Here is a 22,870-nt window from a genome sequence, read left to right on the forward strand (position 1 = left end):
CCGCCATCGCGGGCAAGCCCGCTCCCACAAGGGATCTCTATTCCAAGGCAGGCAACCAGACCGGCCAAAACCCGATTAACCGTGAGCCCGAGGACCAACCCCAACCCATTCTTGGAGTACTGCCATGAGCGCCAACGTCGACCAGAACCACCGCCCCGACTACGACCAGGTCTTGCAGGACATCGTCGACTACGTCCTCAACTACCGGATCGACTCCCCGGCCGCGCTGGACACGGCCCGCAACTGCCTGATGGACACCCTGGGTTGCGGCCTGCTGGCCCTGCGTTTCCCCGAGTGCACCAAGCACCTGGGGCCGATTGTCGAAGGCACGGTAGTGCCGTTCGGCGCACGGGTGCCGGGCACTTCGTTCCGACTCGACCCGGTCAAGGCCGCCTGGGACATCGGCTGCATCGTGCGCTGGCTCGACTACAACGATACCTGGCTCGCCGCCGAATGGGGCCACCCTTCGGATAACCTCGGCGGCATCCTCGCCGTGGCCGACCACCTCTCGCAAAAGCGCGTGGCCAACGGCGACGCGCCGCTGACCGTGCGCGCGGTGCTGGACGCGATGATCATGGCCCACGAAATCCAGGGCGTGATTGCCCTGGAAAACTCGTTCAACCGCGTCGGCCTCGACCACGTGCTGCTGGTGAAAGTCGCCTCCACCGCCGTCACCGCCAAGCTGATGGGCGCCAACCGCGAGCAACTGCTGGCGGCCTTGTCCCATGCCTTTGTCGATGGCCAAGCGTTGCGCACTTACCGCCATGCGCCGAATGCCGGCTCGCGCAAATCGTGGGCGGCGGGGGATGCGTCGAGTCGTGGCGTGCGCCTGGCCGACATCGCCTTGCGTGGCGAGATGGGCATCCCCGGCGTCTTGAGCGCGCCGCAATGGGGGTTCTACGACGTGCTGTTCAGCCACACCAACAAGGACCTGGCCCTCAAGCCCGAGGACAAGCGCGTCTTCAGCCTGCCCCAGCCCTACGGCACCTATGTGATGGAAAACGTGCTGTTCAAGATCAGCTTTCCCGCCGAATTCCACGCGCAAACCGCCTGCGAGGCCGCCGTGACGCTGCACCCGTTGGTCAAGGATCGCCTGCATGAAATCGAACGCATCGTGATCACCACCCACGAGTCGGCGATCCGCATCATCTCCAAGGTCGGACAACTGGCCAACGCCGCCGACCGTGACCACTGCCTGCAATACATGACCGCCGTGCCGCTGGCGTTCGGCAACCTGGTGGCCGAGCAGTACGAAGATGAGTTCCACGCTGCGCACCCGATCATCGACGCGTTGCGCGACAAGATGGTCATCGTCGAAGACCCGCGCTACAGCCGCGACTACCTGGAAGCGGACAAGCGCTCGATTGCCAACGCAGTGCAGGTGTTCTTCACGGACGGTTCCCGCACCGAGCAGGTAGTGGTGGAGTATCCGATCGGTCATCGGCGTCGCCGGGTGGATGGCATTCCGTTATTGGAAGACAAGTTCAAGGCCAACCTGGCCACACGCTTCACCGCACAGCGCTGCGGCGAGATTTTTGCGTTGTGCAAGGATCAGGCGAAGCTTGAAGCCACGCCGGTGAACCGCTTTGTGGACTTGTGGGTGATTTGAACAGGCTGCGCATTGGCCCGGTGTTGAAGCCCAACGCCTCGACTGTTCACGCTTCCTACATTTGCGGAACCGTTTTCGGATAAATGCCAATCAGGTAGTCAGGCGGCCGGTTGTGAACGGTCGCCTGCCAAGTACTCCCCCGAGTCAAACCCTGCATCTGAAGAGGTACTTCAATGATTTGCATACATCCACAGGTGATCACGCCTCAACACGCCAGTTTTGAAATGTCTGTGCCCCCCACTCCGATCCGGTATGAAGACAGTGCCCAGGCCCGCTTCGGGCACATGACCTATACAGGTCCAGCGCTGCCTCAGGGGGTGATGGCGTCACAACCGCGCGGGCTGTTTGCAGCCCATGCGGGGTTGCAAAACCCAGTGCTGCTGTCTCGCATCGACGGGGCCACCGTACGGGGAGGCAGCCTGATGCACGATGGCGCAGGCCTGGCGGTCGACAATATCAGGTCTGTACCAAACATCCCGACGCCGCTCTCACGCTTGAGTGGGTTGAATGAGGGGGTCAGACTCCCAGACAAGGAGGTGTTAGCGGGCAACGTTGCCCCGTTCGTCGGCGAGATCAGGTCTGTACCAAGCAGCCCGCCGCTCTCATACTTGAGTGCGTTGGATAACGGGTTTAGGCGCGGGGAAAGAGAGGTGATGCTGGGCAAAATCGACCAGTTCGTCGACAGTCTCAGCGCGTAACCAAGCAGCCCGCCGCCACCTTCACGGGCGAGTGTCGAACAGGGCACTCAAGCACGAGGGAGCCATCGCCAGTAAACCGGTTTGTGATCATGTTTTTCAGGTGGGCAACGCTACAGTCAATGTGGGAGCCAGCTCCCACATTTCTTCAGGTGTGGTTCATTCAACGCGCTGGGCTTACATGCTGCCTTCAACATCTTCCAGGCTGAATGTCTCGGTATGGTCGTCATACGAGAAAATCTCCGCATACCGTCCCCACGCCACCACGCTTTCCAGGGTTTTTTCGACGAAGGCCTCGGTCATCGAGTCCTCCAGCTCCTGCTCGAAACGCACCCGTGGCGCGCGGTGCCCGCTGCGTTCGAGCAGCACCTGGTGAATGCGCGCGGCCAACGGCACATGCTGGATCAGGTGCTCGGCGAACAGGGTCTTGCGTTCCTGGGTGCCATAGTCGGCAAACAACTTGCCGGCGTCGGTGAGGGTGATGTCGGCGCCCTTGAGTTCGGCGAAACCCAGATGCTCCAGCATCTCCGCCACCGGAAACAGGTCATCGACTTCCAGCAGGCGCCGCTCGGCCACGGTGGGCAAGCCGGCGTGGCCGTTGTAGGGCTCGGCGGCCAGGGTTTCGATCAGGCCGGCCATCAGGTTGGTGGAGACTTCCGGCAGCAGGCTGCTCATTTTCAGCTCGGGTTTGCCGGCGCTGGCATCGGCGCTGCGCCGGTCGGTCATCAGCGCGTAGATGTCATCGACCATTTGCCGGAAGGTCGGGTCCAGCCGGTTGCGTGGATGGGCAAACGGTACCTTGATCTCGGCGACCACCCGGCCCGGATTGGAGGACAGCACGAGGATGCGGTCGCACATCAGCACCGCTTCTTCGATGTTGTGGGTCACGATCAGGATCGATTTGATCGGCAACTGCTTGCCACTCCACAGGTCCAGCAAGTCGGTGCGCAGGGTTTCGGCGGTGAGCACGTCGAGGGCGGAGAAGGGTTCGTCCATCAGCAGCAGGGTCGGGTTGACCACCAGGCCACGGGCAAAGCCGACGCGCTGGCGCATGCCGCCGGACAGCTCGCGGGGGTAGGCGTTTTCAAAACCGTCCAGGCCGATCAGGTCGATGGCGGCCAGGGCGCGGCGGCGGGTTTCCTTGCGTTCGACCTGCAAGGCTTGCAGGCCCGCTTCGACGTTTTCCAGCACGGTCAGCCAGGGGAACAGGGCGAAGGTCTGGAACACCATGGCCACGCCTTCGGCCGGGCCGGTCAGTGGCACGCCGTGGTAACGCACCTCGCCTGATGACGGCTGGATCAGCCCGGCAATGATGCGCAGCAGGGTGGATTTGCCGGAGCCGGAGCGGCCGAGCATGCCGACGATCTCGCCTTCGTGCAGGCTCAGGTCGACGCCGCTGAGCACTTGCAGCTCATCCTTGCCTTTGCCGAACACCCGGTTCACGTTTTTCAGCGAATAGATTTGCGGGGTGTCGGCGCTGTGTTCGGTATAGGTAGTCATCTGGGCGAGTCCCCCTCAATTCAGTCGCAGTTTGTTTTCCGCCAGGGCGTACATCGGGCGCCAGACCGCGCGGTTGAAGGCCACCACAAAGATCGACATCACCACCACGCCCAGGGCGATCTTCGGGAAGTCGCCGGCGGCGGTGGTTTGCGCGATGTAGGCGCCGAGGCCGTGGGCGACCACGTTGTCCTGGCCCCAGGACACGTACTCGGAAACGATGCTGGCGTTCCACGCACCACCGGAGGCGGTAATCGCGCCGGTGACGTAATAGGGGAAAATCCCCGGCAGCATCACCTTGCGCCACCACAACCAGCCGCGAATGCGGAAGTTGGCGGCGGCTTCCTTGTAGTCATTGGGAAACGCACTGGCACCGGCCACCACGTTGAACAGGATGTACCACTGGGTGCCGAGCACGATCAGCGGGCTGAGCCAGATGTCCGGGTTGAGGTGGTAGTGCAGGATCACGATGACAAACACCGGGAACAGCAGGTTTGCCGGGAACGCCGCGAGGAACTGCGCCACCGGCTGGATCTTCTGCGCCAGGCGCGGGCGCAGGCCGATCATCACCCCCAGCGGTACCCAGATCAGCGAGGCGATCAGGATCAGGCCCGTCACACGCATCAGGGTGATCAAGCCGAGCACGAACACATGGCCGACCTCGGCGAAGGTCACTTCGGTGCCGACGTACATCACGATGTGGTACAGCGCGTAGGCGGTGAGCACGGCAATCAACGTGCCCCAGACCCAATCGATCACCTTGGAGGCTGCCGGTGATTCGCTCGGCAGCGCCTTGAGCGCACCACCGGCCAGGCTGAAGCGTTTGTTGCCGATGCGACTGATGGCGCGAGTGATCGGGCGCAGGATGCGCTGGACCATGCGCGTGCGCTGGATCAGGTTGAGCACCCAGGATTGCGGCGCGGCGCCCTGGGAGGCGGTGGTTTCCATGCGGAACTTGTCGGCCCAGGCCACCAGCGGGCGGAACAGGAACTGGTCGTAGATCAGGATCACCGCGATCATCGCCAGGATCACGTAGCCCACGGCATGCAGGTCTTTCTGCGCGATGGCCAGGGCCAGGTACGAGCCCACGCCGGGCAGGGTGATGGTCTTGTCGCCGACGGTGATGGCTTCGGAGGCGACCACGAAAAACCAGCCGCCGGACATGCTCATCATCATGTTCCACACCAGACCGGGCATGGCAAAGGGCACGTCGAGCTTCCAGAAACGTTGCCAGCCGGACAGCCGCAGGTTGGTGGACACTTCCACCAGATCATGGGGCAGCATGCGCAGCGACTGGTAGAAGCTGAACGTCATGTTCCAGGCCTGGCTGGTGAAGATCGCAAAGATCGCCGCACACTCGGCGCCGAGCACACGGCCGGGAAACAGCAGCAGGAAGAAGGTCACGGTAAACGAGATGTAACCGAGTACCGGCACCGATTGCAGGATGTCGAGCACCGGCACCAGGAGTTTTTCGGCGCGCCGGCTTTTTGCCGCGAGGGTGCCGTAGAGGAAGGTGAACACCAGCGCCGCCACCATCGCCGCGAGCATGCGCAGGGTGGTGCGCATGGCGTATTCCGGCAGGTTGGCCGGGTCGAGGGAGATGACCTCACTCTGCAACGTGTCGATGGGCGCCCAGGTTTCCCGTGCGGTGATGGAAAAAAACAGCAGAAAGCCGATCACCAACGGCAGGGCGACCAGGTCCCAGCGATTGGGCAGCAAGCGCAAGGTGGAGGCTGGTATGTAGTGACGGAGCACTTTATTCATAGGCAGTCATTCCTGCTGCGTTCAGGTTCAGGGGCGGCGATGGGGTGAGCATGGCTTCTGTACGAAAGACCCTCCGGGAACGGGCGGGTGTGCTTTCCTGGAGGTTCAAGTAGCCGCGCATCAGGACGATGGCTGCTGGTGGGATGATACGTTTCTGAATGTTACAAGCGGATAAATTTCCTGTCAGTTCGCTGTACGAAAAGCGGCTGGGGCATTGGCGCCCCAGGCGCTTGAGGGTTATTCAAAACGCAGGATGACCCGGCGGTTGTGCTTGCTCTTCTTCTCGATCTTCTCGCAGAACACCCGGCCGATTTCCTCGGTGTTGATCACATGGGTGCCGCCGCACGGCTGGATATCCACCCCGGCAATCTCGATGATGCGCACCGAGCCTTGCACCACCGGCGGCGCAACCGCCTGGGTGCGGGTGATTTGCAGCAGGGTCGAATACTCCGAGGCGGGCATCGACAGGGCCTTCACCGTGTGGGCCTGTTCGATCAGCGCATTGAGGTCGCGGGTGATGCTGTCCTTGTCGAGGGTCATTTCCGGCAGGTCGAAATCCAGGCGACCTTTGTCGGCGCTGATGCTGCAACCGGTCACAGGGGCGTCGATGATCGAGCACAACAGGTGCAGGCAGGTGTGCATCTTCATGTGCTGGTAGCGCCGCTCCCAATCGAGGCCGGCGTCAACCTGCACGCCGGAGGTCAATTGTGCGGGACAGTGTTCCACCTGGTGCCAGATGATCGAGCGCAGCACCGGGTCGCGCACGGTGCCGACGACCTCGACCCGCGTGCCATCGGCCAGGGTGAAGTGGCCGGTGTCGCCCGGTTGCCCGCCGCCCGTGGGGTAGAACAGCGTGTGCTCCAGGGCGATGCCGTGTTCGCTGACGGCGATGACCCGCGCGCTGAACGCATTCTGGTAGGGCGCGCTGTCGAACAGCGCCAGGGTTTCCATGGTGTGCACGGACATGTTCAACCTCCGACGTTCAAAGGGCTGGTTTGCAACAGATGACGCACCATTGCACTCAAGCCAGGGGGGGAAAGCAGGGTGATTTCAAACTCCGGGCCGCAGACCTTCAGGTTCAGTGGCAGGCGCGGCAGGTGGCTATCGGCTTCAATGCGGTGCAGGCGAAATTGCAGGTGGTGGCGCTCTTTCACCGTCGGCTCCAGCATCAGGCCCTGCAAGGGGTGAAAGTCGGCGTCGAGCACCGTGACCTTGTGGTTGGCGTTGATTTCGCCGACCACGTGCAGGCGCTCGTCGAGGGCGAAGGCGCCGAGGTAATTGCTGTGCTCGGACTCGTCGTTTTTTTGCAGTTGCACCTGGTTGACCACCTTGACCTTGGTGCCTGCGGGCACGTCCTGGGTGATCACGCAGGATGGGCTGATGAACACGTTGTCGCCGATCAGCACATAGCCCAGCACCCGCGCGCCGGAGCCGATCTCGACGTTGTTGCCCAGGCGCGGGTGGCGCTTGCCGTCCGGGTTATTGGCGATGCCACGGGCACCCAGGGTCACGCCGCAGAGGATGTAGCAGTCGTTGCCGATCTCGCAGGTCTCGCCGATCACCGTGCCGTAGCCGTGGTCCAGCACAAAGCGCCGGCCGATACGCGCCGCCGGGTGGATCTCGGCGCCGGAGAGGATCTTGCCCTGGTTGCTGAGCTTGAGGGCCATGCGCGAAAACACGCCGTTGAGCTGGTCGGGGAAGTTCCACACCAAATGCGCCAGGCGGTAGAACAGCACCGCTTTGAACGAGGCGTAGGACTCCAGGATCAGCTCACCCCGGCCACGCGAGGCGGGATCACGGTAGGCGTAGGCGATCAAGTCTTCGGCCACGGCCTGGGCGGCGTTCTGCACCAAGGGCGCCAGGTGCGGTTCCAGTTGCTTCATCTGCGCAGGCGTCAGGGTCTTGATGAGGTGGGTGAGCAACTCATCGTGCAGCTGTTGCATGTCAATAAACCCCCCCATGGAGGCACCCCCGCATTCTGGATGGTTGGGAAACCGCTTATTCGAAACTGGGCAGGTAGCTGTCGGCATTGTCGTAGACCATGGTCAGTACCACTGTTTCGGTGGGCAGCTCCGGGGCGAGCTTGGCAATGGCCACCATGTTGGCGGCCGAGGACAGGCCCAGGCTGATGGCATCCGTGCGCATGATGCGTTTCATCATGTCGATGCATTCCTGGCGCGACACCTTGAGCATGCCGTCCAGCACATCCAGGTTGAGGATGCTGGGGATCAGGCCGATCGACAGGCCCTGGATATGGTGCGGCGCGTGCTGGTTTTTCAGCAGGTCGCATTCTTCCGGCTCCACGCCCATGACGCGCAGCTCCGGCCAGGCGGCCTTGAGGGTTTCGCCGATGCCGGTGATGTGGCCGCCGGTGCCGATGCCGCTGACGAAGTAGTCCACACGCCGCTCACCAAAGGCGCGCAGGATCTCTGGCGCGGTGGTATCGCGGTGGGTTTGCGGGTTGGCGCCGTTGCGTTGCTGGTTGAGCATCACGTAGCTGGGGTTTTCCAGTTGCAGTTCCAGGCACTTTTCGCCGTGGGAATTGTTACCGAGGCGGCTGTCCGACAACACCACCTTGGCGCCGTAGAGGCGCAGCAGCTTCTGCTTTTCGGGGCTGTAGTTGTCGGGGATCACCAGCACCACTTTGTAGCCCAGCACGTTGCCCGCCATCACCAGGCCAATGCCGGTGTTGCCGCCGCTGGGCTCGATGATGGTTTGCCCGGCGTCACGGATCAGCACGCCACGGCGTTCGGCGTCGAGGATCATGCCCAGGGCGATGCGCGCCTTGTGGCTGCCACCAGGGTTGAGGGATTCGAGCTTGGCGTAGACCTCGATGCCGAGGTCTTCGGAAAACTGCGCCAGGCGCACAATCGGCGTATGGCCGATGACGTCGAGAATGGAGTTATGCAGCATCAGTCAGCCCCCGGCTCAATACAACGGCATGTCGGGTTCGACGTCGCGCACCCAATGCTTCATGCCGCCCTGCAGCACTTTGGTGTTGGCAAAGCCGGCCGCCAGCAGGGTGGTGGCCGCTTGCTCGGCGCGGGTGCCGGCATAACAGATCAGGTAGTGGGTGTTGTCACGGCTGAGGCTGTCGAGTTGCCCATCCAGCTCGGCCAGGGGGATGTGCACCACGCCCGGCAATTTGCACACTTCCAGCTCGCTGGCGTCGCGCACGTCCAGCAGTACATCGGCGCTGCGGGGGTGTTCGAGCAGTTGCTTGAGCACGCGCGGCTTGATGTAGCGTTCTGCGGCCAGTGACGGTGTGCCGGGCACGGCGTCGGCGCAGACCGCCGGTGCCTGGGCTGCGCTGTGGCGCAGGTCCGAGCAGCACGGGCAGTCGGCGCGGCGCTTGAAGCGGATCTCGCTGAATTTCATCGCCAGCGCATCGAAGCGCATCAGGCGGCCGGACAAGGGTTCGCCGATGCCGATGAGCAACTTGATCGCCTCGGTGGCCTGGATCATCCCGACCACACCGGGCAGCACGCCGATCACCCCGCCAGCGCTGCAATTGGGCGCCAGCTCGGCGGGCGGCGCCTGGGGAAACAGGCAGCGGTAGCACGGCCCACCTTTATAGTTGAGCACGCTGATCTGCCCATCGAAACGGTAGATGGCGCCGTACACCAAGGGTTTGCCCAGCTGGACGCAGGCGTCGTTGACCAGGTAGCGGGTGTCGAAATTGTCGGTGCCGTCGATCACCAGGTCGTAGGCGCCGACCAGCTCGAGGGCGTTGTCGGCATTCAGGGCGGTGTCGTGGGCGTTGATCTGGATATGGCGGTTGAGGTCCTGCAGGCGCTGCCTGGCGGACTCGACCTTGGGCATGCCCAATGTGCTGTTGCCGTGGACGATCTGGCGTTGCAGGTTGCTGCTTTCCACCACGTCGAAATCCACCAGGCCCAGGGTGCCGATGCCGGCCGCCGCCAGGTAGAGGCTGATGGGCGAGCCCAGGCCGCCGGTGCCGATGATCAGCACCTTGGCTTTCTTCAGGTTCAACTGGCCTTCGCGGCCGACGCCCGGCAGGGTGATATGGCGCACATAACGTTGCACTTCTTCATTGCTCAACGTCTCCACATCCATGCCGCCGGACGTGGCGAGCAACACTTCGATCCGGGCTTTCCCGGGGAGTGGATCGTCGGCGCCGATCAGCTCTTCCTCGGCGGTAAACAGGAAGTGTTCCTTGAGCTGGTTGTTCTTTTCGTGGAACAGATGCGGGCGCAATTGCGGGTGGCTTTCGCAGAGGTTTTCAATGACTTCGCGCAATGTCGATCCGGTGCCCTCAAGGGTCGATTCCGGCAGCTTGGCCACGCGAACCAGAATGTCGGGGAAAGAGACAGCGTTCATGGACAACTCCGTGTGCAGGTCGTTGAAAGGGTTAAGGGCGAAATGCTTGCCATCCCAGGCAAACAGCTTTGAACTCAGGGCCTGGCCCTGGCGAACATCGACCACCAGGTAGCTCACGGGGAAGATCGGTTCGCCCATGAACAGCGCCTTGTCCTGGTCTTCGTCACTGAAGTAGGCGCCGACGTCGGGGTGGGAGTGGTAGATCACCACCACCGGGTTGTCGCCGCGAAACGCCTTGTTCAGCAGCAGGGTGTCGGCCACCGAGAAGGTGTAGCCGTTGGCGGCGGTGCGCGGGTAGATCTCGGGGTTCTTGCGGTGCAGCTCGTTCTGGATATTGCTGCCCAGGTGCACACTGCCGTCGGCGAAGACGAACCCACAGCATTCCTCAGGATAGCTGCGGCTGGCGTGGGCGTAGATCTGTTCCAGGGCGTTGGGGCGGAGGACGTCCATGTTTCTCTCGCGTCTGTTGAAAGTCATTTTTTCTTGGCCAGGAGTTTTTCAACCGGCAACTTGGTGATCGCAAAACCGGCCAGCAGGATGGCCGAATACAGCATCAGGTCGCGGGAAATCGCCACGCCTTCGTACCAGGCGCCGATGATCACCGCGAACACCGGGAAGATGATGAACACGAACGACAGGATGATCGGGCTCAGGCGCTTGAGCAGCATGAAGTACACGATGAAGCCACCGACCGAGGCGACCAGCCCGAGGTAGAACAGCGCACTCCAGGAGCGCAGGGTGATGCTGTCGAAGCTGGGGGTCTCAAACCACAGCCCGGCCACGAACAGCATCAGCCCGGCAATGCCGATGGGCAGGGTGTTGTAGGTGATCACGCTGATGGCGCTGCCTTTTTGCTTGGTAATGACGTAGCACAAGGCATGCATGATCGCGGCGGTCAGAATCGCCAGCACCCCGAAGAACTCGGCGTGGTCCAGGTGCAGGCCCTGGCTCTTGATGATCATGTAGAGGCTGCCGAAACCGATGCCGATGCCGACCACCTGGGAGAAGTAGATGCGCTCGCGCAGGAACAGCGCGGAGAAAATCAGGATGAACACCGGCATGCAACTGAACAGCAGGGCGGTCAGGCCGGATGACACATGCATCTCGCCGTAGTTGAGCAGGTAATAGGGAACGCTGAAGTAGGAGAGGGTCACGAACACAAAGAACCAGCGGCTTTCCCGGGGGAACAGGATCGGCTCGCGGCGCACCATGGCAAAACACAGGAACAGCGGGAAGGCGATCAGGAAGCGCAGGCCCGCGGACGTCAGCGGCGGCACGCTCTCCACGGCAATCTTGATCCCCAGCCAGGTGGTGCCCCAGCTCAGGCACACGATGAGAAACATCAGGCTGGTGACCAGGCCGGCCAACCACTGTTTCTGGGATTTGGTTTTTTCAGCGTTTTCGAGAACGGCGGACATTGGCATCGTTTATTACTTCCCTGAGCCGGAATTGAACTCTATATTGAACTTGTAATGAGTTATTAAATTCGGCGATTGAACCCGTAAAAGCACACTATTAGGGCGAAAGATGGCTGTCAAAACAAATATTGACATGGTGTCAATTATGCGTGAGGGGTTGTCCAGCGGGCAGGGCGTGAAGTACAAGCGCCTGTCCGATGTCATGGAACGGGGCATCCTCGAAGGGCTGATTGAACCAGGACGAAAGCTACCGCCCCATCGGGTGCTTTCCGACAATCTTGGGGTGACCATCGGCACCATCAGCCGGGCCTACGGCGAACTGGAACGCCTGGGCTTGGTGGTGGCGCGGGTGGGTGACGGCACTTTCGTGCGCAAGCGTGGGATGGAGCGCCAACGTGATGAAGGTTTTCGCAACTTCAGCGAGGAGCCGCGCCAGTTCTTCGACATGAGCCGCAACATGCATATCCCCGGGCAAGAGACGGCCTTTCTTTCCCAGAGCCTGCAAACCCTGGCGACCAACGCCAAGTTCCTCCAGGACATCAGTGCGTACACGCCCGATGCCGGCCTGCCGCGTTACCGCGAAGCCGGCGCGCAATGGCTGGTGCAGCGTGACTTTCATCCGATTCCCGAGCAGGTCATCTGCGTCAACGGCGGCCAGCACGGTTTGCTCTGCGCGATGATGGCGTTGCTGCGCGCTGGCGATACGGTGGTCACCGAACAATTGACGTACCCGGGCTTGATCACCGCAGCCCGTATGCTTGGCGTGCGCCTGATCGGCCTGGAGATGGACGAAGAGGGCGTGCTGCCGAGTGCGCTGGAAGAAGTCTGTCGTAACCACCGGGTTTCGGCGTTGTATTGCACGCCGACCATTCAGAACCCGACGACGGCGGTCCTGTCGATTTCGCGCCGGGAGGCATTGGCCCGGGTCTGCCGGGAACACAACCTGCTGATTCTCGAAGACGAGGCCCACGGCGTGTTGGTGGAAGATCGTCCACCGCCCCTCAGTCACTTCGCGCCCGAGCGTACGATTTTGATCAGCAGTCTGAGCAAGGCGGTGTCGGCCGGGTTACGTGTGGGGTATGTGCACGCACCGCCGGCGCTGGTCAGCCGTATTTCGGCGGCGCTGCGCTCGACCTGCTGGATGGCCACGCCGGTGACGCTGGAACTGGCGACACAGTGGATCGAAAACGGCACTGCGGAATACCTGTTGCGTCAGCAGATCAACGAGATCAGTCGCCGCAAAAACCTGGTCGAGGGGGTGTTGGCCGGGCTTGAGTACCGCACGCACCTCAACAGCCCGCACTTCTGGATCGAAGTCCCGGAACCGTGGCGCGCGTCGGAAATCGAGGCGGAGCTCAAGCAGAATAATTACCTGATCGCCACGGCCGAGGCGTTTGCCGTAGGGCAGACGGCGGTGCCGCAGTTTATTCGGGCGAGTGTCTGCAATACATCGGGGGATGACCAGCTGTTGTTGGCGGGGTTTGATGCGTTGGCGACGGCGCTGGGGCAGGGTGGAGGGCGGTTTCAGTTGTAGGCAGGTTTACCGCGTTATCGTTCATCGCAGGCAAGCCAGCTCCCACATGTTGATGTGTAAATGCAGTCAACTGTGGGAGCGGGCTTGCCTGCGAAGAGGCCAGCCCAGACGACACAACTACTTGAACCGACGCTCCACACCCTTCTCCACCAAAATCTTCGCGGAAATCTCTTCCACCGAAAAGTGGGTGGAATTGATATGTGCAATATTCTCGCGACGGAACAGATTTTCCACTTCACGCACTTCGAACTCGCACTGCGCGTAGCTGGAATAGCGGCTATTGGGCTTGCGCTCGTTGCGGATCGAGGTAAGGCGGTCCGGGTCGATGGTCAGGCCGAACAACTTGTGCCGGTGTGAACGCAAGGCCGCAGGCAGCGTCAGGTGCTCCATGTCGTCCTCGGTCAGCGGGTAGTTGGCCGCGCGGATGCCGAACTGCATGGCCATGTAGAGGCAGGTGGGCGTCTTGCCGCAGCGGGACACGCCCACCAGGATCAGGTCGGCCTTGTCGTAGTAATGCGTGCGGGCGCCGTCGTCGTTGTCGAGGGCGAAGTTCACCGCCTCGATGCGTTCCATATAGTTGGAGTTGTGCCCAATGGAATGGGACTTTCCTACCGAGTACGAGGAGTGTTCACTCAGCTCTTGTTCCAGTGGCGCAAGGAACGTCGAGAAGATGTCGATCATGAAACCATTGGAAGTCGCGAGGATCTCACGAATGTCCTGATTGACAATGGTGTCGAAAATGATCGGCCGAAAGCCGTCTTTTTCAGCCGCCAGATTGATTTGTTGTACCATGGCCCGCGCTTTATCCACGCTGTCGATATAAGGCCGCGTGAATTTGGCGAAGGTAATGTTTTCGAACTGCGCCAACAGGCTTTGACCCAATGTTTCGGCGGTGATGCCGGTGCCGTCGGAGATAAAGAAAGCAGATCGTTTCATTTGAGCCCTGGGCCTTAAGCTGATGACGAATCTTGGATATGATAGGCGCGATTTTGCCGTCCCGCAGTGGGCCGCATTCTCACTTATTTTCCAGGTCCAGGCCACAAGCGCTGGCGAAAGCTCCTACTGAGCAGCCGGCGTCCTGAGCTTTTCCAACACAGTTAGTGGAGAGATCACCTTGGTAGAGTACGTAGTTTCCCTCGATAAGCTCGGCGTCCATGATGTAGAGCACGTGGGGGGCAAGAACGCATCCCTCGGCGAGATGATCAGTAATCTTGCAGGCGCTGGTGTTTCGGTGCCGGGTGGTTTTGCCACCACGGCCCAGGCTTACCGCGATTTCCTCGAACTGAGCGGCCTCAACGCTCAGATCCACGCCGCGCTGGACGCACTGGACGTCGATGACGTCAACGCCCTGGCCAAGACCGGCAGCCAGATCCGCCAATGGATCATGGACGCCGAGTTCCCCGAGAAGCTCAACGAAGAAATCCGCACCGCCTTCGCCGAACTGTCGGCCGGCAACCCGGACGTGGCCGTTGCCGTACGTTCCTCGGCCACCGCCGAAGACTTGCCGGACGCCTCGTTCGCCGGCCAGCAAGAAACCTTCCTGAACATCCGCGGCGTGGAAAACGTGATCCGCGCGGCCAAGGAAGTGTTTGCCTCGCTGTTCAACGATCGCGCGATTTCCTACCGTGTACACCAAGGTTTCGACCACAAGCTGGTAGCCCTGTCTGCCGGCGTGCAGCGCATGGTGCGTTCGGAAACCGGTACCGCCGGCGTCATGTTCACCCTCGATACCGAATCCGGCTTCCGTGACGTGGTGTTTATCACCGGCGCCTACGGCCTGGGGGAAACCGTCGTACAAGGCGCGGTGAACCCGGACGAATTCTACGTCCACAAGCACACCCTTGAAGCCGGTCGCCCAGCCATCCTGCGCCGCAACCTGGGCAGCAAGGCCATCAAGATGATCTACGGCGACGAAGCCAAGGCCGGCCGTTCGGTGAAAACCGTTGACGTCGACAAGGCTGATCGCGCGCGTTTCTGCCTGACCGACGCCGAAGTCAGCGAACTGGCCAAGCAAGCGATGATCATCGAAAAGCACTACAAGTGCCCGATGGACATCGAGTGGGCCAAAGACGGTGACGACGGCAAGCTGTACATCGTGCAAGCCCGCCCGGAAACCGTGAAGAGCCGCACTTCGGCCAATGTCATGGAACGCTACCTGCTGAAAGAAACCGGCACCGTGCTGGTGGAAGGCCGTGCCATCGGCCAGCGCATCGGCGCCGGCAAGGTGCGGATCATCAAGGACGTGTCCGAAATGGACAAAGTCCAGCCAGGTGACGTGCTGGTCTCCGACATGACCGACCCGGACTGGGAACCGGTGATGAAGCGCGCCAGCGCCATCGTCACCAACCGTGGCGGGCGTACCTGCCACGCTGCGATCATCGCCCGTGAACTGGGGATTCCTGCGGTGGTGGGCTGCGGCAACGCGACTCAACTGTTGAAAGACGGTCAGGGCGTCACCGTTTCCTGCGCCGAAGGCGACACCGGCTTCATCTTTGAAGGCGAGCTGGGCTTCGACATCAAGCAAAACTCCATCGATGCCATGCCCGACCTGCCGTTCAAGATCATGATGAACGTCGGCAACCCGGACCGCGCCTTCGACTTCGCGCAGTTGCCGAACGCCGGCGTGGGCCTGGCCCGCCTGGAGTTCATCATCAACCGCATGATCGGCGTGCACCCCAAGGCCCTGTTGAACTACGACGGCCTGCCGCTGGACATCAAGGAAAGCGTCGACAAGCGCATCGCCGGCTACAGCGACCCGGTGGGTTTCTACGTCGAGAAGCTGGTGGAAGGCATCAGCACCCTGGCGGCGGCGTTCTACCCGAAAAAGGTCATCGTGCGCCTGTCGGACTTCAAGTCCAATGAATACGCCAACCTGATCGGCGGCAAGCTCTACGAGCCGGAAGAAGAAAACCCGATGCTGGGTTTCCGTGGCGCCTCGCGTTACATCAGCGAAGCGTTCCGCGATTGCTTCGAACTCGAATGCCGCGCCCTCAAGCGCGTGCGCAACGAGATGGGCCTGACCAACGTCGAGATCATGGTGCCGTTCGTGCGCACCCTGGGCGAAGCGAGCCAGGTGGTGGACCTGCTGGCTGAAAACGGCCTGTCCCGTGGCGAAAACGGCCTGCGCGTGATCATGATGTGCGAACTGCCGTCCAACGCCATCCTGGCCGAAGAGTTCCTGGAGTTCTTCGACGGTTTCTCCATCGGCTCCAACGACCTGACCCAGCTGACCCTGGGCCTGGACCGGGATTCGGGGATCATCGCGCACCTGTTCGACGAGCGGAACCCTGCGGTGAAGAAGCTGCTGGCCAACGCTATTCAGGCCTGTAACAAGGCCGGCAAGTACATCGGTATCTGCGGCCAAGGCCCTTCCGACCACCCGGACCTGGCCAAATGGCTGATGGAACAGGGGATCGAGAGCGTCTCGCTGAACCCCGATTCCGTGCTGGAAACCTGGTTCTTCCTGGCGGAAGGCCAAGCGTCCGCCTAAGGTCGGTACGTCAAAAGTGCCGGTCACTCGCTGAGGGTGACCGGCATTCTTATCTGTACAGGGCGGGCCTCCTCGCGGACGCCGCCCTTTTTTGTGCAAGAGCATTATGCAAAGCAGCAGCAACCTGTTTCCCGTCGCCCTGATCAGCGCTGAACGTCGTGGCGACCTGAGTGAAGATGTCTATCGCCTCAAACCCGGTAACAGCCCCGACGGCACCGTCGAGCTGGCGGTTACCCGTTTGGGGCTGGCCGATGTCCCGGAAAACCGGGGCATCCCCGTTATTTTGTTGCACGGCAGTTTTTCCAACCGACGCTTCTGGTATTCGCCCAAGGGGCTCGGCCTGGGCGCCCATTTGGCACGCCAGGGGTTTGACGTGTGGATCCCGGAAATGCGTGGGCATGGCCTGTCCAAGCGCAATCATGACTACGCGCGCAATCGTGTCGCGGACTATGCGCGCTACGATTTGCCGGCCATTGGGGCGTTTGTGCGTGAGCAAAGCGGGCAGATCCCGCATTGGGTCGGTCATTCGTTGGGCGCCACCAGCCTGGCTGCCGCCCTGGGTGGGCAACACCTGGGCGCGCCGGCAGCGGCTTCGGTGGCACTGTTTGGCTGTCAGGTCAGTCGCACGCATTGGCCGTTGAAACTGCCGCCGCTGGAGTGGACCGGCCGCTTGCTGTTGAAACGCTTCGGCGAGATTTCCGGCACACGGTTCAAGCGCGGCCCGGAGGACGAACCGGCGGGCGTGCTGATCGAGGCCATGCGCTGGAACGGCTTGTTCGGACGGTTTGGCGAAGGTAAGAATGATTGGTGGAAAGGCCTGGCCGACGTCGAGGTGCCGCTCTTGGCGGTCAGTGCTGCCGGCGACCTTCAAGACCCGGACTGGGCCTGTCGCAAGCTGTTCGAACAGGTGGGCTCCGAGCATCGCCAATACCTGTGCCTGGGGCGCCAGCAGGGTTTCAGCGGGGATTTCGGCCACGTAGAGATGCTGGTCAGCAAGGCGGCACAAGCTGAAGTGTGGCCGCTGGTGGCGCAGTGGTTGAAGGACCCGCTTACACCTTTGGCCGGGGCCGTCGCCCAGGTTTGAGGCAACGCTCAGCCACGGGCGTTTCGCTCCATTACGGTTACGGCTAAGATATGACGCGCCGGACGCTTCTGGTCATATTCAGTCGCGCAGTGGCTATTGCGTTGCGGCGGCGCGGGTGGGATGTTTCCCACCGGCTTCGACCGGTACTTCCTTGAAAGACACTTCTTTGACAGAAAGGAATTTTTTCGATGAACCATTACGTGACCCCCGACCTGTGCGACGCCTACCCGGAGCTGGTGCAGGTCGTCGAGCCGATGTTCAGCAACTTCGGCGGCCGAGACTCCTTTGGTGGTGAGATCGTCACTATCAAGTGCTTCGAAGACAACTCGCTGGTCAAGGAGCAAGCCGAGCAGCCGGGCGCTGGGAAGGTGCTGGTGGTCGATGGTGGTGGTTCCCTGCGCCGCGCCTTGCTGGGTGACATGATCGCCGAAAAGGCTGCGAAAAACGGTTGGGAAGGGCTGGTGATCTACGGTTGCATCCGTGACGTCGATGTCATCGCGCAGACCGATCTGGGGGTGCAGGCGCTTGCCAGCCACCCGATGAAGACCGACAAGCGCGGTATCGGTGACCTCAACGTGGTGGTCACGTTTGCCGGCGTGACGTTCCGCCCGGGTGAATACATCTACGCCGACAACAATGGCGTGATCGTGTCGCCAAGCCCGCTGAAAATGCCTGAATAAACCGCAATAGCCGATGGGGTGAGGATGTTCGAGGAAGAAAACGCGCAATGGGGGCTGGTGCACGCCCTGGTGCTGGACGGTAAAGGCGGTGCGCGTTCGATTGCCCGGACTGAGCTCGACGACTTGCAACTGCAGCCCCAAGAAAGCCTGTGGCTGCACTGGGATCGCAGCCATCCCCAGACGCAGACCTGGCTGCGCAAATCCAGTGGCTTGAGCGAATTCGCCTGTGACCTGCTGCTGGAGGAGAACACCCGCCCGCGCCTGTTGCCGCTGCCGGACGCCGAGTTGCTGCTGTTCCTGCGCGGGGTCAACCTCAACCCGGGTGCCGAGCCGGAAGACATGGTCTCGGTGCGCATCTTCGCGGCAGCCAGTCGCGTGATTTCCCTGCGTTTGCGGCCATTGCGCGCCACCGATGAGCTGTTGGTGCAATTGGCGGATGGCAAAGGTCCTAAAACAGCGTCAGAACTTATCCTTTATATGGCGCAGTACCTGACCAATAAAGTGCAGGACCTGGTCACGGACCTGTCCGAAATCGTCGATGCCGAGGAAGAAAAACTCGATACCGACGAACGGTATACCCCGGAACACGGCAGCGTTTTGCAGATCCGTCGGCGAGCGGCCGGGCTCAAGCGATTCCTCGCGCCGCAACGGGATATTTTTGCCCAGCTGACGCGGATCAAATTGCCGTGGTTCTGCGACGACGATGCCGACTATTGGAACGAATTGAACAACAGCCTGACCCGCTACCTGGAAGAGCTTGAATTGACCCGGGAGCGCGTGGGGCTTGTGCTGGAAGCCGAAGACCGGCGCTTGAGCGTGCGGATGAATCGCACGATGTACCGTTTTGGCATCATCACCGGGGTCTTCCTGCCGATGAGCTTTCTGACCGGCTTGCTGGGGATCAATGTGGGCGGGATTCCGTTCTCCGCCAGCCCCTATGGGTTTGTGATTGCATGCTTGTTGATGGTGTCGGTGGCACTGGGACAATGGTGGCTATTTCGACGATTGCGCTGGGTTTGAGCTGAATATGAGCTGAACGTAGGAAGGGTCCTATGTGACCCCAAGAATTTAACCCTCGTCTTTTAAAACACTTGCGAGAGGTCTTTATGCACGATCCGTTCGAACAGTCTTTGCGTGACATGCTCAATGCTTCGCCGTCCAACCGTGACGACGATGCCTGCCTGGGCCGCGTGTTGAAAACCGCCAACCGTCAGGTAGGGGCGGGTGATTTGTTCGGTCTGCTCGGGCGTTGGCTGCCGGCGCTGATGATGGCCCTGAACAACGGTTCGGCCCACGTATCACCGGTTTCCCGTCGTAAACCTCTTGCTCGCACTGCTGATAAGGCTGATTGAATATGGAACTTGATCTCTGGACCCAGAGCCTGGTCACCGCGATGACCGCATTGTGGACCAAGGTGGCGAACTTCATTCCCAACCTGTTTGGGGCTCTGGTCCTGGTATTGCTGGGTTTTGTCGTGGCCAAGCTGCTCGACACCCTGCTGTCCAAGCTGCTCGCCAAACTCGGCCTCGACCGCCTGATGGCAGGCACCGGCCTGACCAAGCTGCTGGGGCGTGCCGGGCTGCAAGTGCCGATCTCGACACTGATCGGTAAGATCGTCTACTGGTTCGTTTTGCTGATTTTTCTGGTTTCTGCGGCTCAATCCCTTGGCCTTGAGCGAGTTTCAGCTACGCTCGACATGCTGGCGCTGTATTTGCCGAAGGTTTTCGGCGGCGCGCTGGTACTGCTGGTAGGCGTTTTACTGGCGCAACTGGCCAACGGCCTGGTGCGCGGTGCCGCTGAAGGCGTGGGGCTGGACTATGCCGCTGGCCTGGGGCGAATTGCCCAGGGCCTGGTGATCATCATCAGTATTTCGGTCGCGATCAGCCAGTTGGAGGTCAAGACTGACCTGCTCAACCATGTGATTGTCATCGTTTTGATTACCGTTGGTCTGGCCGTTGCGCTGGCCATGGGCTTGGGAAGCCGGGAAATTGCCGGCCAGATTCTTGCGGGAATCTATGTGCGTGAGTTGTATCAGGTTGGGCAACAGGTGCGTGTAGGCGAGGTCGAAGGGCAAATCGAGGAGATCGGCACAGTCAAGACGACGGTGCTGACCGATGACGGCGACCTGGTGTCGCTGTCCAATCGGATCCTCCTTGAGCAGCAGGTCAGTAGCCGCTAACCCGGCAAACCCTGCTAATGTACGCCGCCGCAAACCCGGCTGACCGGGCTGTAGCGGACATTGACCTGACTGTCGGCACGACTTGTTTTGAATAAAGCCCAAACGCTGTCCACGCGCTATGACCCCCGTGAGCTCTCTGATGAGGAGTTGGTCGCGCGCTCGCACACGGAGCTGTTTCACGTAACTCGCGCGTACGAAGAATTGATGCGCAGATATCAAGGCACTCTGTTCAACGTTTGTTCAAGGTATTTAGGGAACGATAGAGATGCGGATGATGTCTGTCAGGAAGTGATGCTCAAGGTGCTGTATGGCTTGAAGAACTTCGAGGGCAAATCGAAGTTCAAGACATGGCTATATAGCATCACGTACAACGAGTGCATCACGCAGTATCGCAAGGAACGGCGAAAGCGTCGCTTGATGGACGCCTTGAGTCTGGACCCCCTTGAGGAGGCGTCTGAAGAAAAGACGCCGGCACCCGAGGACAAGGCTGGACTCGATCGCTGGTTGGTGTATGTGAACCCGATTGACCGCGAAATTCTGGTGCTACGATTTGTCGCAGAACTGGAATTTCAGGAAATCGCTGACATCATGCACATGGGTTTGAGTGCTACAAAAATGCGTTACAAACGTGCTCTAGATAAATTACGTGAGAAATTTGCGGGCGAGACTGAAACTTAGTGCGTGGCAAATATCTCTTACGTGTAGGCAAGTTCTGTTAGACTTGTCGCCGAGTTGTCCCCCGGTTTGTGGGACTGCTTTACAATCACCAGATGGGGATTTAACGGATGAAACTGAAAAACACCTTGGGCTTGGCCATTGGTTCTCTTATTGCCGCTACTTCTTTCGGCGTTCTGGCACAAGGCCAAGGCGCAGTTGAAGGCGAGCTGTTCTACAAGAAGCAGTACAACGATAGCGTCAAGCACATCGAAGACGGCTTCAACCCTGGCGCTCGCATTGGTTACTTCCTGACCGACGACCTGTCCTTGAACCTGTCGTACGACAAGACTAACCACACCCGTTCGAACGACGGCACTGGCAACCAGAAGATCAAAGGTGACACTGGCAGCCTGACTGCTCAGTACCACTTCGGTCAGGCTGGCGTTGACAGCCTGCGTCCATACGTTGAAGGCGGTTTCGGCCACCAGAGCCGTGGCAACGTCAAAGCTGACGGCCACAGCGGTCGCGATCAATCGACCCTGGCTATCGCTGGCGCCGGTGTGAAGTACTACTTCACCAACAACCTGTACGCTCGTGCCGGTGTTGAATCTGACTACAACCTGGACAACGGCAAGTGGGATTACTCCGCACTGGTCGGCCTGGGCGTAAACTTCGGCGGCAACGCTGGCGCAGTAGCTCCAGCTCCTACCCCAGCACCAGCTCCAGAGCCAACTCCAGAGCCAGAAGCTCCGGTTGCTCAGGTTGTTCGTGTTGAGCTGGACGTTAAGTTCGACTTCGACAAATCCGTTGTTAAGCCTAACAGCTACAGCGACGTGAAAAACCTGGCCGACTTCATGGCTCAGTACCCAGACACTCGCGTAGAAGTGGCTGGTCACACTGACTCCGTAGGTCCAGACGCTTACAACCAGAAGCTGTCCCAGCGTCGTGCTGACGCTGTTAAGCAAGTCCTGGTTAAAGACGGCGTTGCTCCTAGCCGTATCACTTCCGTAGGTTACGGCGAATCCCGCCCAGTTGCTGATAACGCAACTGAAGCTGGTCGTGCTGTTAACCGTCGCGTAGAAGCAGCGGTTGAAACTCAAGCTAAGTAATTAGCTGAGTGGTAGAAAAAAGCCCGGCTTAGGCCGGGCTTTTTTTTGCCTGCAATTTGCCTCAGGCGCTGGCCGCTGCCGCCACATAGGCCGCTTGCCCGCTGGCCGCAACCTGGCCAATCACCAGGATGGCCGGGCTTTTCAAGGCAAAGTCTTGGGCGTCTTCGTGCATCCGCGACAGCGTGCTGCGGCACTCGCGCTGCTGGGGCAACGAGGCGTTTTCAATCATCGCCACCGGCATATCCTCGGCCATGCCGCCCTCCAGCAATTGCTGGCGAATCTCCTCCAGCTTCGCCACGCCCATATACACCACCAACGTCGTCCCGCCCTCGGCCAGCGCCCGCCAATTGAGGCTGCTGTCGTCCTGGGTATGCGCCGTCACCAGCGTCACGCCCCGGCTGACACCGCGCAACGTGAGTGGCACCGCGCAATTCGTCGCCCCCGCCAGGCCGGCGGTGATGCCGTTGACCAACTCCACCTCGACCCCACGCTCACGCAACCACATCGCCTCTTCGCCACCCCGGCCGAAAATGCACGGGTCGCCGCCCTTGAGCCGCACCACGCACTTGCCCTGGCGCGCATAACGCAGCATCAGGCGGTGGATAAAATCCTGCGGCGTCGAGCGACAACCGCCACGTTTTCCCACAGTAATCACCCGTGCACCGGCACAGTGTTCCAGCACCATCGGGTTGACCAGATCATCAATCAGCACCACATCGGCTTCATTCATCGCCCTTACCGCCTTGAGGGTCAGCAACTCGGGGTCGCCGGGCCCTGCGCCCACCAGCCAGACTTTTGCGCTCATGTTCTCTC

Annotated in this window: 19 protein-coding genes; 10 read left to right on the plus strand and 9 right to left on the minus strand. The window is 60.8% G+C overall.

The genetic code is table 11. The features are described from left to right. The first annotated feature begins 124 nt into the window (after positions 1 to 124). Positions 125 to 1,609, plus strand: coding sequence for a 2-methylcitrate dehydratase (gene prpD / locus B348_RS0129115; RefSeq protein WP_017739548.1), 1,485 nt, complete (start codon positions 125 to 127; stop codon positions 1,607 to 1,609). Positions 1,610 to 2,481: 872 nt separating this feature from the next. Here prpD and B348_RS0129125 read toward each other — a convergent pair. From B348_RS0129125 to B348_RS0129155, 7 genes are all read right to left on the minus strand, one after another. Beyond that, positions 2,482 to 3,804 carry an AAA-associated domain-containing protein gene (locus B348_RS0129125; protein ID WP_017739550.1) on the minus strand — a complete coding sequence of 441 codons (1,323 nt, stop codon included), beginning with the start codon at positions 3,802 to 3,804 and terminating at the stop codon, positions 2,482 to 2,484. A gap of 15 nt (positions 3,805 to 3,819) precedes the next feature. Next, positions 3,820 to 5,565 carry an ABC transporter permease subunit gene (locus tag B348_RS0129130; protein ID WP_017739551.1) on the minus strand — a complete coding sequence of 582 codons (1,746 nt, stop codon included), beginning with the start codon at positions 5,563 to 5,565 and terminating at the stop codon, positions 3,820 to 3,822. Between the two features lie 237 nt (positions 5,566 to 5,802). Then, complete coding sequence (locus B348_RS0129135; protein ID WP_017739552.1) at positions 5,803 to 6,531, minus strand: alanyl-tRNA editing protein; 729 nt, start codon at positions 6,529 to 6,531, stop codon at positions 5,803 to 5,805. A gap of 2 nt (positions 6,532 to 6,533) precedes the next feature. Further along, positions 6,534 to 7,526, minus strand: a complete 993-nt coding sequence (locus B348_RS0129140) for a serine O-acetyltransferase (RefSeq protein WP_017739553.1) — start codon at positions 7,524 to 7,526, stop codon at positions 6,534 to 6,536. Between the two features lie 37 nt (positions 7,527 to 7,563). Beyond that, a complete protein-coding gene (locus B348_RS0129145; RefSeq protein ID WP_017739554.1) occupies positions 7,564 to 8,478 on the minus strand; it encodes a PLP-dependent cysteine synthase family protein in 915 nt (304 codons plus the stop codon). 15 nt (positions 8,479 to 8,493) lie between these two features. Then, positions 8,494 to 10,356 carry a molybdopterin-synthase adenylyltransferase MoeB gene (moeB, locus tag B348_RS0129150; protein ID WP_017739555.1) on the minus strand — a complete coding sequence of 621 codons (1,863 nt, stop codon included), beginning with the start codon at positions 10,354 to 10,356 and terminating at the stop codon, positions 8,494 to 8,496. Positions 10,357 to 10,379: 23 nt separating this feature from the next. Continuing rightward, positions 10,380 to 11,273, minus strand: coding sequence for a DMT family transporter (locus tag B348_RS0129155; RefSeq protein ID WP_177325364.1), 894 nt, complete (start codon positions 11,271 to 11,273; stop codon positions 10,380 to 10,382). Between the two features lie 160 nt (positions 11,274 to 11,433). Here B348_RS0129155 and B348_RS0129160 point away from each other — a divergent pair, with 160 nt between their 5' ends. Beyond that, positions 11,434 to 12,858, plus strand: coding sequence for a PLP-dependent aminotransferase family protein (locus tag B348_RS0129160; RefSeq protein WP_026137160.1), 1,425 nt, complete (start codon positions 11,434 to 11,436; stop codon positions 12,856 to 12,858). Between the two features lie 117 nt (positions 12,859 to 12,975). Here the strand turns inward: B348_RS0129160 and B348_RS0129165 are convergent, their stop codons facing one another. Next, the gene (locus B348_RS0129165; protein ID WP_017739558.1) at positions 12,976 to 13,794 is read right to left on the minus strand and encodes a pyruvate, water dikinase regulatory protein; all 819 of its coding nucleotides are present in this window, start codon (positions 13,792 to 13,794) and stop codon (positions 12,976 to 12,978) included. Between the two features lie 178 nt (positions 13,795 to 13,972). Here B348_RS0129165 and ppsA point away from each other — a divergent pair, with 178 nt between their 5' ends. The 8 genes from ppsA (at position 13,973) to B348_RS0129205 (ending at position 22,057) form a co-directional block, all read left to right on the plus strand. Continuing rightward, positions 13,973 to 16,348 (plus strand): phosphoenolpyruvate synthase, encoded by a 2,376-nt coding sequence (gene ppsA / locus B348_RS0129170; RefSeq protein ID WP_026137161.1) that lies wholly within the window; start codon positions 13,973 to 13,975, stop codon positions 16,346 to 16,348. A gap of 106 nt (positions 16,349 to 16,454) precedes the next feature. Continuing rightward, positions 16,455 to 17,432 (plus strand): alpha/beta fold hydrolase, encoded by a 978-nt coding sequence (locus tag B348_RS0129175; RefSeq protein ID WP_017739560.1) that lies wholly within the window; start codon positions 16,455 to 16,457, stop codon positions 17,430 to 17,432. A 188-nt stretch (positions 17,433 to 17,620) separates the two neighbouring features. Beyond that, entirely contained in the window at positions 17,621 to 18,112 is a 492-nt protein-coding gene (gene rraA / locus B348_RS0129180) for a ribonuclease E activity regulator RraA (RefSeq protein ID WP_017739561.1), read from the plus strand. A 24-nt stretch (positions 18,113 to 18,136) separates the two neighbouring features. Next, positions 18,137 to 19,132, plus strand: a complete 996-nt coding sequence (locus B348_RS0129185; protein ID WP_017739562.1) for a zinc transporter ZntB — start codon at positions 18,137 to 18,139, stop codon at positions 19,130 to 19,132. An 86-nt stretch (positions 19,133 to 19,218) separates the two neighbouring features. Next, positions 19,219 to 19,464: a hypothetical protein gene (locus B348_RS0129190; protein ID WP_005790375.1), complete on the plus strand. Its 246-nt coding sequence runs from the start codon at positions 19,219 to 19,221 to the stop codon at positions 19,462 to 19,464. 2 nt (positions 19,465 to 19,466) lie between these two features. Continuing rightward, positions 19,467 to 20,291 (plus strand): mechanosensitive ion channel domain-containing protein, encoded by an 825-nt coding sequence (locus tag B348_RS0129195; protein ID WP_003175519.1) that lies wholly within the window; start codon positions 19,467 to 19,469, stop codon positions 20,289 to 20,291. Between the two features lie 87 nt (positions 20,292 to 20,378). Next, positions 20,379 to 20,969: an RNA polymerase sigma factor SigX gene (sigX, locus tag B348_RS0129200; RefSeq protein WP_017739563.1), complete on the plus strand. Its 591-nt coding sequence runs from the start codon at positions 20,379 to 20,381 to the stop codon at positions 20,967 to 20,969. Positions 20,970 to 21,076: 107 nt separating this feature from the next. Next, positions 21,077 to 22,057: an OmpA family protein gene (locus tag B348_RS0129205; protein WP_017739564.1), complete on the plus strand. Its 981-nt coding sequence runs from the start codon at positions 21,077 to 21,079 to the stop codon at positions 22,055 to 22,057. Between the two features lie 61 nt (positions 22,058 to 22,118). On the opposite strand, the gene cobA is transcribed toward B348_RS0129205, so the two are convergent. Further along, a complete protein-coding gene (gene cobA / locus B348_RS0129210) occupies positions 22,119 to 22,862 on the minus strand; it encodes a uroporphyrinogen-III C-methyltransferase (RefSeq protein ID WP_017739565.1) in 744 nt (247 codons plus the stop codon). Between the last annotated feature and the right edge of the window lie 8 nt (positions 22,863 to 22,870).

The organism is Pseudomonas sp. CBZ-4 (assembly GCF_000346755.1).
Lineage (GTDB): Bacteria > Pseudomonadota > Gammaproteobacteria > Pseudomonadales > Pseudomonadaceae > Aquipseudomonas.